Origin of the sequence: Dermabacter sp. HMSC08H10, from assembly GCF_001807585.1 — a bacterium.
In the GTDB taxonomy this organism is placed as follows: domain Bacteria; phylum Actinomycetota; class Actinomycetes; order Actinomycetales; family Dermabacteraceae; genus Dermabacter; species Dermabacter hominis.
On the sequence record NZ_KV789429.1, the window covers coordinates 1 to 14,664 of the forward strand.

A 14,664-nucleotide genomic window follows, 5' to 3' on the forward strand; every position below is an offset into this window, starting at 1 on the left:
CGGCGCAGGCGAAACCGTGAGGTTCGCCTGCGCCGCCGGGGCTTTCTCATGATCGGTTGTTTCTTACTACAGCAATGCCCAATCTCGGACCTTAAGAGCAACCGCGCCCACCTGCATCCCCTCAACGGCGCGCCCCCATAGGCAGTCCTCGCGAGCGCCTGCCGAACCTCGGTAGCATGGAGCGCTATGCCTTCATACCCCGACCTCTACGAGCCAGTCGCCACGTGGTTTGCGACCCACCGTCGGCCCCTACCCTGGCGTGATTCGCACACGAGCCCATGGGGCGTTCTCGTCAGCGAAATCATGAGCCAACAAACCCCCGTGTCCCGCGTTGCAGAGCCCTGGCGCGCGTGGATGAAGCGTTGGCCAACCGCGCACGCGCTCGCCCATGCCGACGCTGCCGAAGTCCTGCTCGCGTGGGGATCTCTCGGCTACCCCCGGCGCGCTCTTAGGCTTCTCGATTGCGCGCGCATCGTCGAGCGGGACTACGGCGGAGAACTCCCGGTTGGCGTGGACGCGCTCACTGCGCTACCGGGAATCGGCTCCTATACCGCCGCGGCAGTGGCATGTTTCGCGCAGGGGCAGCGTGCGTGCGTGCTCGATACCAACATCAGGCGCGTACTGACGCGAGTGCTCGACGCCAAACCCTCGGTTAAAGCACACGTGACGAAGCGCGACCGCGATCGCTTCGACGCGCTGGTTCCGGACGACCCCGAGCGCGCGCGCATTTGGAATGAGGGCATCATGGAGCTCGGTGCGCTCGTGTGCCGTGCCCGCATGCCCCTTTGCGAGGCATGCCCACTTGCGCCTCACTGCGCGTGGCTTGATGCTGGGCGCCCCGGTCTCGGCGAGCGCACGACACGCCCGCAGGGGTATGAAGGAACAGATCGACAGATCCGCGGAAAAATCCTCAAGACCCTACGCGAGGGTGGTGAGGCCACCGTCGGAACTCTCGAGGGTGAAAGCGGGACGGACCGAGACCGCTTCGCACGGCTTCTGGCCGACCTCCTTGACGAAGGGTTCATTTCGCGCACGCCGGAGGGAAAAATCGCTCTCGGTTCGCCTGCGCGATTCTCACCGCGGAACTAGCGGTTGCGCGCGGGTCAGGCCCGTTCCGACGCCTGCTTCGCCTTCAATGCGTGAAACCTTCGGACGATGCGCTCAACGAGAAGCGAGAAGGCGAACGCCAATACGAGCGCCGCGACGATTCCAAGCAGCGGATGCGCCTCGAACCACTGGCCGGCAAGTGCCCCGATAAGGCTTGAATAGACGGCCCACATGAAGGTCGCGAGAATAATGCGCGGCGTAAAAAGAGCACGCGGATACTCAAGACCACCGGCGACGAGGTTCACCGCCGTGCGCCCAAGGGGAATGAACCTCGCCGTCATGAGATAGGTGAAGGCGTGCCGCTCGAGGCCACGCTCCGCGGCCTCGACCGCTCGATGCCCGCGACGGCCCTCGTTAAAGAACGAAAGCTTCTGCCACGGAAGCATACGGCCAATCTGGTAGGTCACGTGGTCGCCGACCGCGGCCCCTGCCCAGCCCGCCAGGATGAGCAGAATAAGCGACGGCTTACCGGAGGTCGCCCACAGGGATCCGAGCGCGACGAGCAACGATTCGCTGGGAACCGTGGGAAAGAAAGCGTCCACGAGGGAGAAGGCGGCGACCACGAGGTGGACCCACCACGCTTCTCCCGCGTGGACGACAATCTCTTCGACGACGTGCATGTCTAGGACTCACGCACAAAGGCTAGCCAGCGATGTCCTCAACAGAAATGTCCTCGGAAATCGGTTCGAGCTCGCCTTCGGCGTTTTTCGTTGCGAAGGTGAAGACCCCGAGCGGGCCCTCGCCTTCGGCGTCGATGACGATCTCGTCGCCGTCCTTCACCTGGCCGAACAGGATCTTTTCGCTGAGCGCATCCTCGATGTCGCGCTGAATGGCGCGGCGAAGAGGACGGGCGCCGAGAACTGGGTCGTAGCCCTTTTCTGCGAGAAGCGTGCGTGCCTGCGGCGTCAGCGTCACCGACATACCGCGCTCCGCGAGGCGCGTATCGAGGCGTCCCACCATAAGGTCGACGATCTGTGCGATCTCCTCGCGAGACAGCTGCGGGAACACCACGATGTCGTCGACGCGGTTGAGGAACTCGGGGCGGAAGTGCTGCTTGAGCTCCTCATTCACCTTCGCCTTCATGCGCTCGTAGCTCGTCGAGAGGTCGCCGCCGGCCTGGAAACCAATCGAAACGCCCTTCGCGATGTCGCGCGTGCCGAGGTTGGTCGTCATGATGATGACCGTGTTCTTGAAGTCCACGACGCGGCCCTGCGAATCGGTGAGGCGGCCATCCTCGAGGATCTGCAGGAGCGAGTTGAAGATGTCAACGTGCGCCTTCTCAATCTCGTCGAAGAGCACCACCGAGAACGGCTTGCGGCGCACCTTTTCGGTGAGCTGGCCGCCCTCGTCGTAGCCGACGTAGCCGGGAGGCGAACCGAACAGGCGCGAAGCCGTGTGCTTCTCACCGAACTCCGACATATCGAGGGTGATGAGAGCATCCTCGTCGCCGAAGAGGAACTCGGCGAGAGCCTTCGCGAGCTCGGTCTTGCCAACGCCGGTGGGACCGGCGAAGATGAACGATCCGCCAGGGCGCTTCGGGTCCTTGAGGCCCGCGCGGGTCCTACGAATCGACTGCGACAGCGCCTTGATCGCTTCGTTCTGGCCAACGACGCGCTTGTGCAGCTCGTTTTCCATATTGAGCAGGCGCGTGGACTCGGCCTCGTTGAGCTTGACGATCGGGATGCCAGTCGCAGCAGCGAGCACCTCGGCGATGACGTCATCGTTCACGACGCTGATCGAATCGGATTCGCCGTTGCGCCACGCGTCTTCCTTGGCCTTGCGCTCGGCCGTGAGCTTCTGCTCGTCATCACGGAGGCTTGCGGCCTTTTCGAAGTCCTGCGCATCAATTGCGGATTCCTTCGCCCGCTTGGCCTCTTCGATCTTCTGGTCGTATTCCTTGAGCTCGGGCGGCGCCGAGAGGCGGCGGATGCGCAGGCGCGCACCGGCCTCGTCGATCAGGTCGATCGCCTTATCCGGGAGGAAGCGATCGCTCACGTAGCGGGCAGCGAGCTGCGCCGCCGCTTCGAGGGCGTCATCCGTAATCGTGACCTTGTGGAAGGACTCGTAGCGATCGCGCAGCCCGCGAAGGATGTCGATGGTCTCCTCGACGCTCGGCTCCTCGACCTGGATCGGCTGGAAGCGGCGTTCGAGCGCTGCATCCTTCTCGATGTGCTTGCGGTACTCCTCGAGTGTCGTGGCACCGATGGTTTGCAGCTCGCCGCGCGCGAGCATCGGCTTGAGGATGTTCGCCGCATCGATTGCACCTTCTGCGGCACCGGCGCCGACGAGCGTGTGGATCTCGTCGATGAACAGCACGATGTCGCCGCGAGTCTTAATTTCCTTGAGCACCTTCTTCAGGCGTTCCTCGAAGTCGCCGCGGTAGCGCGAGCCAGCCACGAGCGAGCCGAGATCCAGCGTGTACAGCTGCTTATCCTTAAGTGTTTCGGGGACGTCACCCGCGACGATCGATTGGGCGAGCCCCTCGACGACGGCGCTCTTGCCGACGCCCGGTTCGCCGATCAGAACGGGGTTGTTCTTCGTGCGGCGGCTGAGCACCTGCATGACGCGTTCGGCTTCACGCTCACGGCCGATGACGGGATCGAGTTCCTGGTCGCGAGCCGCCTGCGTGAGGTTGCGTCCGAACTGGTCGAGCACGAGGGAGCCCGACGGTGTCCCCTCTTGGTTGCCGCCACCGGCGTTCACGGTTTCCTTGCCCTGGTAGCCAGAGAGGCGCTCGATGACCTCCTGGCGCACGGCAGCGGGCTGGGCGCCCATGCGCGTGAGGACCTTGACGGCCACGCCATCGCCCTCGCGCAAAAGGCCGAGGAGGATGTGCTCGGTGCCGATGTAGCCGTGGCCGAGCTGAAGCGCCTCGCGAAGGCTCAGCTCGAGGACCTTCTTGGCGCGGGGCGTGAACGGGATGTGTCCCGTGGGGGCCTGGGTGCCCTCAGTGATGATTTCACGCACCTGTTCGCGCACGCCCTCGAGTGTGATTCCGAGTGATTCGAGGGCCTTGGCTCCCACGCCCTCACCCTCGTGGATGAGGCCCAGGAGGATGTGCTCGGTGCCGATGTAGTTGTGGTTGAGAAGACGCGCCTCATCCTGCGCGAGCACAATGACTCGGCGGGCGCGATCGGTAAACCTCTCGAACATGAATCTCCCTTGGTGTTTCGGCGTTGCCTACGAGCCTACTGCCTGCCTACTTTCGAGGGGCGGTTGTTCGCCAGCGGCGTGAAAGGTTCGCGCACAAGCGCCTAGGATTGAATGACGAGTCATCGCCGGTGCCGCATTCACAGCTGAGACGCGGTCGGCGAGCCGTACGTACGGTGCCCGCCTCACACATCGAAGGAGCAACGCCACTTATGAGCCACTTCGCGACTGTTTCGCGCGATCAGGCGCCTCTCACTGTCGAGCGCGCCGATGCGGTGCTCGTCGGCGCGGGCATCGCCTCGGCGACGCTCGCAATGCTCCTAAGCGAGCTAGAGCCGTCGTGGACGATTGTCGTGCTAGAGCGACTTGACGGGGCGGCGCTCGAGTCCTCGCACGCGTGGAACAACGCGGGCACCGGCCACAGCGCACTGTGCGAACTCAACTACACGCCCGTGGATGCGCACGGCCGTATCGCGATTGAGAAAGCGGTCGCGATCAACGAGAAATTTCAGATCTCGAGGTCGTGGTGGGCCCATCTCGTCGACGCCGGCCACCTCGCGGCTCCGCACGAGTTCATCCGAACCGTCCCCCACATGAGCCTCGTCCTCGGGCAGGAGAATCGACGGTTTCTCAAGGCCCGGCACGAGGCCCTCGCGGCGCATCCGCTCTTTGCCTCGCTCGACTACTCCGAAGACCCAGCTACGCTCGCTGAGTGGGCTCCGCTCGTCATGGAGGGCCGATCCATGCGCGAGACTCTCACGGCGACCCGCTCCCTTGCGGGGACCGACGTCGACTTTGGTGAGCTCACCCGTTCTCTCCTCGCCGCAGCCGAAAGCGTTCACACCAGCGTTCACTACGGCGCCGATGTCGTGGATCTGCGGCGCATGGGGCGCGAGTGGGGCGTCATGGCCCGTACGAGCAGCGGCACGCACGTCGTTCGAGCCCCATTCGTCTTCGTGGGCGCAGGCGGCGCGGCGCTCCCCCTCCTCCAACGCTCCGGGATCGATGAGATTCGCGGCTACGGCGGTTTTCCCATCTCGGGGCAGTGGCTGCGGTGCACGAATCCCGAGCTCGCCGCGCGACACGAGGCGAAGGTGTATGGAAAGGCAGCCGTCGGAGCGCCCCCGATGAGCGTTCCCCATCTTGATACGCGCATCATCAATGGAACTCGCGAGCTCATGTTCGGCCCCTACGCCGGCTGGAGTCCCAAGTTCCTCAAATCTGGATCCGTCACGGATCTATTCCGTTCCGTTCGCCCCTCGAACGCTCTTCCCATGGCATCCGTGGCCCCAGGAAACCTTGACCTCTTGGCGTACCTGACGAGCCAGCTCACGCAGAGCTTCGAGGATCGCCTTTCAGCTCTGCGGGAATACTTGCCGCTCGCCGAAGCTCAGGATTGGGAGCTGCTCACCGCGGGTCAGCGCGTGCAGGTGATCGCCCCCAAATCGCGCACGCGTGGAACGTTGCAATTCGGCACCGAGCTCATCACGTCGGCCGATGGCACCATGAGCGGACTTCTTGGCGCCTCCCCCGGTGCCTCGACCGCTACCTCCATCATGCTCGGCCTGCTTACACGCGCTTTCCCCGAGCACAGCAGCGCGTGGGCACCGCGGCTGAGAGCGATGTTCCCCGAGGGCGAGAGCCCGCGTGACAATCTCGACCGCACGAGCCGCATTCTTGGCCTTACGCAACCACCTCGATGAAAGGACACTCATGAGCTTCACCAATTCCCCTTTCAGGGGCACGGTTATTACCCTCACAAACGGTGACGCACGCGCAGAGCTCACGAGCGTGGGCGCCGCCCTCAATCGCTTCAGCATTGGCGGCCGAGATTTTCTCGTGCCGAGCCCCCTCGACGAGGTGCAATTCGGCTATCGCGGCGGAATCATCGCGCCGTGGCCAAACCGCATCGGCGACGGCGTCTATACGTATGACGGAGTTGAATACGAACTTCCGCTCAACGAACACGAAAGGCGAAATGCGCTTCACGGGCTCGTATGCTGGAGCGATTTCTCCGTAGAAAACTGCACGGAAAACTCGGTCGAATTCGCGCACCGTATCGTCCCCGTGCTGGGGTATCCCTTCCCGCTCGAGATTCGTGTGCGCTACACGCTTCACGACCGCTCGATCGCGACTGCAGTGACGGCAACCAATCTCGGTGAGCGCACCGCCCCGTACGGCGTGTGCCCGCATCCTTATGTTGTGCCGGGGCCCGAAGACATGGCCGAATGGAGCACGCTCGTGCCAGCCTCCCACGTTCTCGAGGTCGACGACCGCCTCCTTCCCGTCGCCCTTTCGCCGGTCCAAAACAACCCCGACCTCGACCTCAACGGCTCCCCCATCGGCGAGCGCGCCATCGACCACGCCTACACGGGATTTTCTGAAGGACGCATTAGCGTGCGCAGCGCGAGCGGCGAAGTGTGGGTCCAGTTCGATCCGAAGGAACTCCCCTGGGCACAAATCCACACGGCCGATCACCCGGACCCGAGCAAGAATCGTGCCGGCCTCGCCGTCGAACCCATGACGTGCCCACCCGATGCTTTTCGCTCCGGCACGAACCTCGTGCACCTCACCCCCGGGGCCTCGCACACCGCCTCGTGGACCATCGGCGGCACCGTACTCGATTAGCGGTTTCCCAAGGCATAAAAAGCGCCGCCCGGAGTAATTCCCGGCGCGGCGCTTTTAAGTACGGAAGCGCTCAGCCTTCGTGAGCGGCGTAGTAAGCCTCGCGAACCTCGGCGGCAATGCGGCCGCGATCCGAAACATTGTAGTTGTTCTCAAGCGCCCACTTGCGGATCTTCGCGGTTTCCTTCGCGCTGCTTGGCGTGCGCGAGCTGCGACGCGCGCGGCCACCCACGCGGCGGGCGGCGACGATCCACTTGGTCATATCCGCGTGGAGTTCCTCGACGTGAGCGTCCGAGAGGTCAATCTCGTAGTCGACTCCCTCGAGGGAGAATGAGACGGTGAGATCCGCCTTCGAGCCGTCAAGATCATCGACGAGTTCGGTGAAAGTCTTGGTTGCCATCGAGGCCATCCTCTTAAAGTTTTAGAACGTTGGTCGACCGATTCAGCGGCGAAGCGCGTCAACGGTTAAAGGCAGGATAATCGCTCACAACAAAGGTGGCAACCACTTTAGCGCAATTAGAAAGCGCGATTTTATTTCAACGTCGTTGCGTCTTTACGTTTTTCCTCGTTGGCGGTTTGTCCCGTTCTTACAAAGCGTGCCGCCTCGGGATGCGCGGCAATGTACTCGCGCTCGGCTTGTCTTTCTGCCTCACGCTGATGCTTATCGGCGCGCACAATCGAGCGAAGAACGAGCCAGAAAAGGAGCCCAATCCCGATCGAAGGCACGAGCGCTCCAAGCTCGAATGCCCAATCAATATTTCCCACTGTGCGCCTCCTTCGATGGTTACTGTTCGTCGGCAGGAGCAAGGTTCACGAGCGCATTGTCGATCAGACGTACACCCTCAACCCTCGCGGCGAGCACGACGAGCGCCTCGCCCACGAAAGCCTGGTCAATCTCCTCGAAAGTCGCCGGGTTGACCGCGAGCCGGTAATCCCACGTCACTCGCGAAGATTCCTCATCCGTGCGAAGAAGCGCGAGAAGCTCAGCCGCCGTCGGGCACTCAAGCGCCTGAGAAAGGAGACCCGAAAGCGCGAGGGCATCCGCCCGCCCGCTTTCACTCAAATAGCTATTGCGCGAGCTGCGCGCGAGACCCGATTCTTCGCGCACGATCGGCACCCCCACAATTTCGATGCCCAGATTAAAATCGTGGACGAGCCGACGGATAACCGCGAGCTGCTGCGCGTCCTTTTGGCCAAAGATCGCGACATGAGGCTGAGCAAGAAGGAAAAGCTTGAGTACGACGGTCGCCACGCCATTAAAGTGGCCGGGGCGAATCTCACCCTCGAGCATGCGCCCAATCGGCCCCACATCAACCTGGAACGGTTCCGGGTACGGGTACATGTCGCTAGCCTCGGGGGCAAACATCGCATCGGCGAGCGTGTCGACGAGTTCGAGGTCTGCTTCGAGCGTACGCGGGTAGCGCTCATAGTCCTCGCCGGGGCCGAACTGAAGAGGGTTCACGAAGTTCGACACGATCACGTGGTCGGCACGCGAGCGTGCCTCGCGAATGAGGCTGAGGTGTCCCTCGTGGAGCGCCCCCATGGTGGGTACGAGCGCGATGCTCCCCTTGCCCTTGATGCCAGCCCGGTATGCCTGCAGTTCCTTAACTGTGCGGATGAGCGTGATCATGTCTCCTGCCTCGTCTCGTTATCGCGTGCAAGAAGCAATTCTAATGCCGCTTTATCCGCATCGCCGATCGGCGCGATGTCGAGCGCGGCACGCGCGAGGGCTCGGTACGTGGGCAGGGTGGAGCAAAGGTCCAGCTCAGTGAGTGCTGCAATATGGTTTCCGACGGTTCCCGCATCACCGCGCTGCACGGGCCCCGTGAGCGCGCCGGGTCCACGCCGAAGCACCTCCTCGAGACTCGCCTGAAGGAGGGGGCCCATGAGCAGGGAAGGGTCCTCGACGCCGATCGAATCAAGGATCGCAAGCACCTGACTCACGAGCACGACGAGATGATTCGACCCGTGCGCGAGTGCCGCGTGGTAGGCCGCGCGGTCCCCTTCCGCGATATCGACGCTTATTCCGTCAAGTTCAAGCACGAGCGCTTTCGCAATTGGCGCGAACATCGGCCGGGCCGTAATCGCCCATGGGCAGCCCACGAGTCTGCCAAGATCAAGCGAGGTTCCCGTGAACGTCATCGCCGGATGGAGCGCAAGGGTGATCGCCCCCGCCTCTTCGAGGGGCCGAAGAACGTCTATCCCGTAGCGGCCGGAGGTGTGTGCGATGATCTGTGCCCCCGGAACGACCCCGCGCTGCGCGAGGCTCGCCGCGAGGGGCGCAAGCTCGTCATCGGGAACGGCGAGCAGCACGAGTTCACTGCGCTCGACAATCTCTTCGGGACTGAGGATGGGGGCGCCGGGCAGCAGAACATCGGCGCGCTCTCGGGAAGCGTCGGACCTCGCCGCCACCCCCGTGATCTGGTGCCCCGCTGCACGAAGCGCGTTCCCGAGCACCGCACCCACGCGCCCCGCGGAAATGATGCCGACGCCCATGCGTGCAGGCTCCGCAGGGCTCACGCTGTTCCGCCTAACAATCGCGGCTGAAGCCAGCTTTCACGCGCGCTAAAGCGGCGTGACAGTCCTGCGTCCGCGCCGAGCGTTGCACACAGGGCTGCCGCGTCAGCGACGGGGATATCGTGAATCTCGAAAGACCCGCCCGCATAGGCGATTGACAGATCAGCGCAGCCTATGCGCCGAGAGATTGGTCCTTGCGAAAGTTCAACCCCCTGGATGCGGTCGCGAGGGATCACGGTGACGGTGCGAGTAAGCCACCCCTTGCGCCCAAGAAGCGCGTGACGGGTGAGCGCGTACACGTGGGTGCGCCGGCTGATCGGGTTCGACCAGTGGAAGGGCCGCGCGCCAGGCAACTGCGATTGCGGTGCCGCGAGAAAACCCTGAATCAGGGCCGTGTCGCTCGTGCCCAGCACCGCGGGGCTCGGCGCCTCAGCCCCGTCGTGCATCGCGGGGTGCACGATGAGATCGCCCGTCGGCGGCATGAGATGCGAGAGCGTCGCTTCGACTTCGGCGGGGGTTCCCACGGGAAGAATACGACCGGAGCCTTCCGTCAGGGACTCGAGTTCCTCCATGCCCGCGGTTTTCGCAGTCACATCGCACCACCCGTGCGAACGCCACAGGAGCGGCTGCGAAATCTCCACCTCTTGAAGTTTCGAGGCTGTAAGGTTATCGCTGCGCGAGTTCAAAAGTCCTCGCCGCGCACGTAGACCCGTCGCGGTCGCGCGCGAGGTGAAGCCCCAGCCGGAGTCGACGCGCGAGAAAATCATGCGCGGCCCCGCAAGAAGCGCGGGAACGAGCGCAAAGAGCGACGCTGCCGAAAAAGAAAACTCGCCACTCGCAAACGACGTGATAATCCAGACCGCCGTCATGATGATGGTGAACGCCATGCCGATCATGAGCGAAATATCAAGCACGAGCGAGTGAAGGATGCGCGAGGTCGGGATCCGCGCCAGCAGTTCGCCGTCGGAATCAGAGTCATAAGCGATGGACTCGGCGCGCTCTGCAAAGCTCGGTGCATCGTCGCGAACCAGGCCCGTCCCCTCGCTCTCAGAAGGTACCGGCGTGGCCTCCGCGGGTGCCGAGTCTGCCGGCATGCGCCCACGCTGCGGCGCATCACCGCGGGCGAGCTCGAGTACTGTCGAGTGGATTTCTTCGGCCTTCGCCCTACCAAGGTACTGAAGGTCCACGTGGGACTCGCCCGCGCCGGCGAGCTCAATCCGCACTTTGGAAAGCCCCACGAGCCGTGCCATGAAAGGCCGTTCAACAGATACCGAGTCGATGCGCTCACGCGGGGCAATTCTGCGTTTCGTGCTCAAGAATTTTTCACGCACGAAAACGCCGTGTTCCGTCACCGCATACGTCGTGATCCACCACGGGAGGCCGCCGGCAAGAATCGCCACGAGGACAATGCCAAGGGCGCCGAGACCGAACAGCCACAGATTGTCGGTGTTCACGACCCCGTGCGTGATCAAGTCCTCGATCATGTCGATGTTTTGGAACCCGACGATCGCCACGATCGCCGCGACCGCTTTCCAGCCCATGACGAGCGGCGTAAGAGGGTGAAACCTCGAGTATGCGGACTCCGGTGGGTCATTGGCGAGAGCGGGAGACTGTTCGGTCACAGCGCCGCCATCTTTTCACTTGCCTCGCGAGTCACGAGGTCGCGAATGCGCTCGGCCTCCTTGCGCTCGAGGCCCGGAATCGAGAGGTCCGAAATCGAGCCTCCCGCGGTTTTCAGCGTGATGGTCGAAAGCCCGTAGGCGCGCTCGATGGGGCCTTCGTCGATGTTGATGTCCTGGATTCGGCCGTAGGGAACGATCGTGACGGAACGGAACATAATGCCGCTGCGAAACACGATGTCGTTGTCGCGCGTGAGGTAGCCAAGAGCGCGTGCGCGACGAGGGGTGAACACGATCGACTGGGCCACGAGGAGGTACACGGGGATGGTGCACAGGTGCACCCACCACGGCCACGCAAACACGGCCGTGACAATGTGGAGCGCGATGCACCCCGCGATCATGAGCACCCACCAGGCGAGGTTGCCGAGAAAACGCGCCTTCACGAGCTTTGGCGACACGCGTGCCGTACGCGGATCGGTTGCGGAAAAAGGCTCGTCGAGCATCGTGCGCTCGATGTCGGCCGCCTCGAGAGTCGGCATCGGAACTACTGAGTTACTCATGAGAATCTTTCTAGCACAGCGGCTGCGGGGGCTTCAAAGGGATCCTGCGCTCTCACCCGCGCGGCCCACGGACCCGGAGTCGGTAGGCGGCAGGGTCCCCCACCGTTCTACGATAAGCCCGATCACCGCGAGGATGAGCGCGCTAAGCGCGTCGAATCCGAGTGGAAGAATCGCGCCGGAAAGCGTCCCGCCCCCGGATGTCGCGAGAAACGCGCACATACCCGGGTAAAAGCCTGCACCAATTGCCCCCGTGTAGGCCGCGGCACGCGCGGCGATGAGAATCCGATAGGCAACAACCATGTCGAGCTGGTGCTTGCGCGGCGTGAGCGGGTGAGTTCGCGCTCGCTCACGAGATTCATCGAGATATCTCTTCACGCGGAGACCAAGGGCAAGAACGATGGCGGAAAGAACCAGAAACACAATTCCCGGCATGATGCCGGCAACGGGGACCGGGGCACCTCGCGAGGCAAACGCGAGAGACAGCCCGTGGCCCGCAAGGCCTGCCACGAGGGCAATTCCTACAAGTCGAAGCGCAGGAGTTTTCGTCATCACACACCCTTGCGTGGGCGAGCCTCGCTTGCGAAACCTGCAACGCGGGGACCGGGGCGCAGCCCCGCACGGTCAGGGGCGACCTTCACAAGGTCCGACGCTTGCCGGCCATCGGGGAAACTCCACTCGGGGTCGATGTCAAGCATCGGTGCGAGAACAAAGGCGCGTTCGTGTGCTCGCGGATGCGGAAGCGTGAGTCGCTCATCGTCGCACGTGAGCTGTCCCCAGGAAATGAGGTCGAGGTCGAGGGTGCGCGGCCCCCACCGAAGGGTGCGGGTGCGCCTTGCAGCATTCTCGATCTCATGGAGTGAGTCGAGAAGCTGCCACGGGCTGAGCGACGTCTCAAGGAGCGCGGCGGCGTTGAGGTACACGTCCTGATCAATATCGCTGACGGGATCGGTTTCAAAAACGCGGCTCGCGGCGATGAGACGGGTCTCGGGGATCCGCGCAAGTGCCGCGAGAGCACCGGCGAGGAAGTCCTCGCTATCGCCAAGATTTGAGCCAAGCGCGATGAAAGCCCTCACGGGTGCCGCGCGCCTCGTGAGACGAACGCGTGCGTCGGTGAAGGGCTGCGGAATCGGCGCGGTGGGCTTGTGGACGTTCACGCTCACTTCGCGCACGAGGACATGCCGCTCAAGTACGCACTGAGCGATGCGCTCGGCGAGAGTTTCGATCAGGTCGACGCTTCGCCCCGCGACGACTTCCTCGACGATGGCCGCGGCGTCCGCGTAGCTCACGCTGCGCTCGAGCGCGTCATCCCGCCCCGCCGAGCGCGTGTCCACGCGCATATCGACATCAACGAGAAAGTCGTGTCCCTGCGCTTTTTCACTCTCGAAAACGCCGTGCTTACCGTGCACGCGCACGCCGTCGACAGCGACGTGGGATAGCGGAGCGGGTACAGAAAAGGCAATATCATTCCACGTCATGCTCGAGCACCGCTTTCATAGTTGCGGTCCGCGACGCTTGCGCCGAGCCCCATATCGCGCCCATCAGGACCTGCCATTAGTCGCTGCATGACGCGGATGTTCGCGACGCTCGAGGCGACGTCGTGGACGCGCACCGCCCACGAGCGGCGAAGCTGCGCGAGGCCGCTCAACGCCGCCGTGCCGGCGTCCCGATCAACATCGAGAGCGCTCACGAAGCGCTTGCGGCTCACCCCGATGAGGAGTGGGAGCTCGAGCGCCTCGACGTCACCGATCTGGTCATAGAGATCCCAGTTGTCCTCGCCGGTCTTGGAAAACCCGAAGCCGGGATCGGCGACGATACTGTCACGGGCAATGCCCGCGCTCACCGCCTTGTCGATTTGCTCGCCTAATTCACGCGCGACATCTGTGCCGATGGCCTCGTAGCCCGTGCGTGACATTGCCTCCTCAGAGTGGCCGCGCCAATGCATCGCGATATAGACGGGGGCGGTACCGAGATGGGTGGTGAGGCCGGCGACCGTGGAGAACATGGCGGGATCAGCGAGTCCAGCCGACACGTCGTTGACGATGAGCGCACCGGCGTCGACCGCGGCACGCGCGACCGAAGCACGCATCGTATCGATGCTCACGCACATGCCGCGCTGTGCAAGGGCCTCAACAACGCGCACCGTGCGGCGAAGCTCCTCTTCTTCACTCACGCGGATTCCGCCCGGACGCGTCGATTCACCCCCGACATCGATGATGTCGGCGCCCTCGCTCACCAGGCGCTCGGCATGTGCGATCGCATCCTCGTGCTCGTTGTGCCGGCCACCGTCGGAAAACGAATCCGGGGTCACGTTCAGCACCCCCATGACGAGCGTCCGCTCGCACGTGAGCGAAGAGGGCAGGCCCTCCACACGCCGCCACGCGGGGGCGCTAGAGAAGTCCAGAACCGATCGCGTCGCGCTCATGAGATGACCTTTCTCGCCTCGGTGGGCGGTGTCGCATATTTCAGTGGTGCAGGCCCGTGAGAATGAGGCTCATCGCCTCCGAACGCGTGGCCGCGTTCGATTGCAGGGAGCCGCGCACGGCACTCGTCACGGTCTCCGCATTCGGAGACTTCACGCCACGCATCGCCATGCACAGGTGCTCGGCCTGAAGAACGACAATCGTGCCGTGTGCCTGGAGCTCCTCGTGGATCGCATCGGCGATCTGGCTGGTGAGCCGCTCCTGCACCTGGGGCCGCGCCGCGTACCCTTCGACGAGCCTTGCGAACTTGGACAGCCCCGCAACAGTTCCATCCTTGCCAGGAACGTACCCCACGTGGGCGCGGCCGAAGAACGGCACGAGGTGGTGCTCGCACATGGAGTAGAAGCGAATATCGCGGACAAGAACGAGCTCGCGGTGCTCGACCTCAAACTTCGTCTGCATGTGGACGCGGGGATCCTCGTGGAGGCCGCGAAAAACCTCCGCGTACATACGGGCGACGCGACTAGGCGTATCCACAAGTCCGTCGCGGCTTGGGTCCTCGCCAATCGCCTCGAGGATCTCACGCACGGCGCGTTCGATTCGCGCGTGGTCGACGCTACCCACCGCGTTGTGACTCTCGCTCATCATCTCTACTTTCATTCCCCG

15 protein-coding genes are annotated in these 14,664 nt (G+C 63.6%); 3 read left to right on the forward strand and 12 right to left on the reverse strand.

Annotation, left to right across the window (positions count from 1 at the left end):
* Positions 1-186: 186 nt before the first annotated feature.
* Positions 187-1,089, forward strand: a complete 903-nt coding sequence (locus HMPREF3176_RS08180) for an HhH-GPD family protein (protein ID WP_070459691.1) — start codon at positions 187-189, stop codon at positions 1,087-1,089.
* Between the two features lie 14 nt (positions 1,090-1,103).
* On the opposite strand, the gene HMPREF3176_RS08185 is transcribed toward HMPREF3176_RS08180, so the two are convergent.
* Positions 1,104-1,727 (reverse strand): DedA family protein, encoded by a 624-nt coding sequence (locus HMPREF3176_RS08185; protein WP_016664340.1) that lies wholly within the window; start codon positions 1,725-1,727, stop codon positions 1,104-1,106.
* Positions 1,728-1,749: 22 nt separating this feature from the next.
* Positions 1,750-4,260 (reverse strand): ATP-dependent Clp protease ATP-binding subunit, encoded by a 2,511-nt coding sequence (locus HMPREF3176_RS08190; RefSeq protein WP_070459693.1) that lies wholly within the window; start codon positions 4,258-4,260, stop codon positions 1,750-1,752.
* A gap of 209 nt (positions 4,261-4,469) precedes the next feature.
* Between HMPREF3176_RS08190 and mqo the strand changes: the two genes are divergently transcribed.
* Together mqo and HMPREF3176_RS08200 are read left to right on the forward strand one after the other, a co-directional pair.
* Positions 4,470-5,960, forward strand: a complete 1,491-nt coding sequence (mqo, locus tag HMPREF3176_RS08195) for a malate dehydrogenase (quinone) (protein ID WP_070459696.1) — start codon at positions 4,470-4,472, stop codon at positions 5,958-5,960.
* 10 nt (positions 5,961-5,970) lie between these two features.
* Entirely contained in the window at positions 5,971-6,885 is a 915-nt protein-coding gene (locus HMPREF3176_RS08200; RefSeq protein ID WP_070459698.1) for an aldose 1-epimerase family protein, read from the forward strand.
* 70 nt (positions 6,886-6,955) lie between these two features.
* Here the strand turns inward: HMPREF3176_RS08200 and HMPREF3176_RS08205 are convergent, their stop codons facing one another.
* From HMPREF3176_RS08205 to folE, 10 genes are all read right to left on the reverse strand, one after another.
* The gene (locus HMPREF3176_RS08205) at positions 6,956-7,282 is read right to left on the reverse strand and encodes a histone-like nucleoid-structuring protein Lsr2 (protein ID WP_034372798.1); all 327 of its coding nucleotides are present in this window, start codon (positions 7,280-7,282) and stop codon (positions 6,956-6,958) included.
* Positions 7,283-7,413: 131 nt separating this feature from the next.
* Positions 7,414-7,647, reverse strand: a complete 234-nt coding sequence (locus HMPREF3176_RS08210) for a hypothetical protein (protein WP_061211324.1) — start codon at positions 7,645-7,647, stop codon at positions 7,414-7,416.
* A gap of 19 nt (positions 7,648-7,666) precedes the next feature.
* Positions 7,667-8,512, reverse strand: a complete 846-nt coding sequence (gene panC, locus HMPREF3176_RS08215; RefSeq protein ID WP_070459701.1) for a pantoate--beta-alanine ligase — start codon at positions 8,510-8,512, stop codon at positions 7,667-7,669.
* Entirely contained in the window at positions 8,509-9,402 is an 894-nt protein-coding gene (locus tag HMPREF3176_RS08220) for a Rossmann-like and DUF2520 domain-containing protein (protein ID WP_256365634.1), read from the reverse strand. The genes panC and HMPREF3176_RS08220 overlap by 4 nt, the downstream gene beginning before the upstream one ends.
* The gene (locus tag HMPREF3176_RS08225) at positions 9,399-11,021 is read right to left on the reverse strand and encodes a PH domain-containing protein (protein ID WP_070459704.1); all 1,623 of its coding nucleotides are present in this window, start codon (positions 11,019-11,021) and stop codon (positions 9,399-9,401) included. Before HMPREF3176_RS08225 ends, HMPREF3176_RS08220 begins: the two co-directional genes overlap by 4 nt.
* Positions 11,018-11,578: a PH domain-containing protein gene (locus HMPREF3176_RS08230; protein WP_083286337.1), complete on the reverse strand. Its 561-nt coding sequence runs from the start codon at positions 11,576-11,578 to the stop codon at positions 11,018-11,020. The genes HMPREF3176_RS08225 and HMPREF3176_RS08230 overlap by 4 nt, the downstream gene beginning before the upstream one ends.
* Before the next feature lie 33 nt (positions 11,579-11,611).
* Complete coding sequence (locus HMPREF3176_RS08235) at positions 11,612-12,127, reverse strand: DUF3180 domain-containing protein (protein ID WP_070459706.1); 516 nt, start codon at positions 12,125-12,127, stop codon at positions 11,612-11,614.
* Positions 12,127-13,053: a 2-amino-4-hydroxy-6-hydroxymethyldihydropteridine diphosphokinase gene (folK, locus tag HMPREF3176_RS08240; RefSeq protein WP_070435335.1), complete on the reverse strand. Its 927-nt coding sequence runs from the start codon at positions 13,051-13,053 to the stop codon at positions 12,127-12,129. Before folK ends, HMPREF3176_RS08235 begins: the two co-directional genes overlap by 1 nt.
* Positions 13,050-14,000: a dihydropteroate synthase gene (gene folP, locus HMPREF3176_RS08245; RefSeq protein ID WP_070459709.1), complete on the reverse strand. Its 951-nt coding sequence runs from the start codon at positions 13,998-14,000 to the stop codon at positions 13,050-13,052. The genes folK and folP overlap by 4 nt, the downstream gene beginning before the upstream one ends.
* A gap of 40 nt (positions 14,001-14,040) precedes the next feature.
* Positions 14,041-14,643 carry a GTP cyclohydrolase I FolE gene (gene folE, locus HMPREF3176_RS08250; protein ID WP_034374759.1) on the reverse strand — a complete coding sequence of 201 codons (603 nt, stop codon included), beginning with the start codon at positions 14,641-14,643 and terminating at the stop codon, positions 14,041-14,043.
* Between the last annotated feature and the right edge of the window lie 21 nt (positions 14,644-14,664).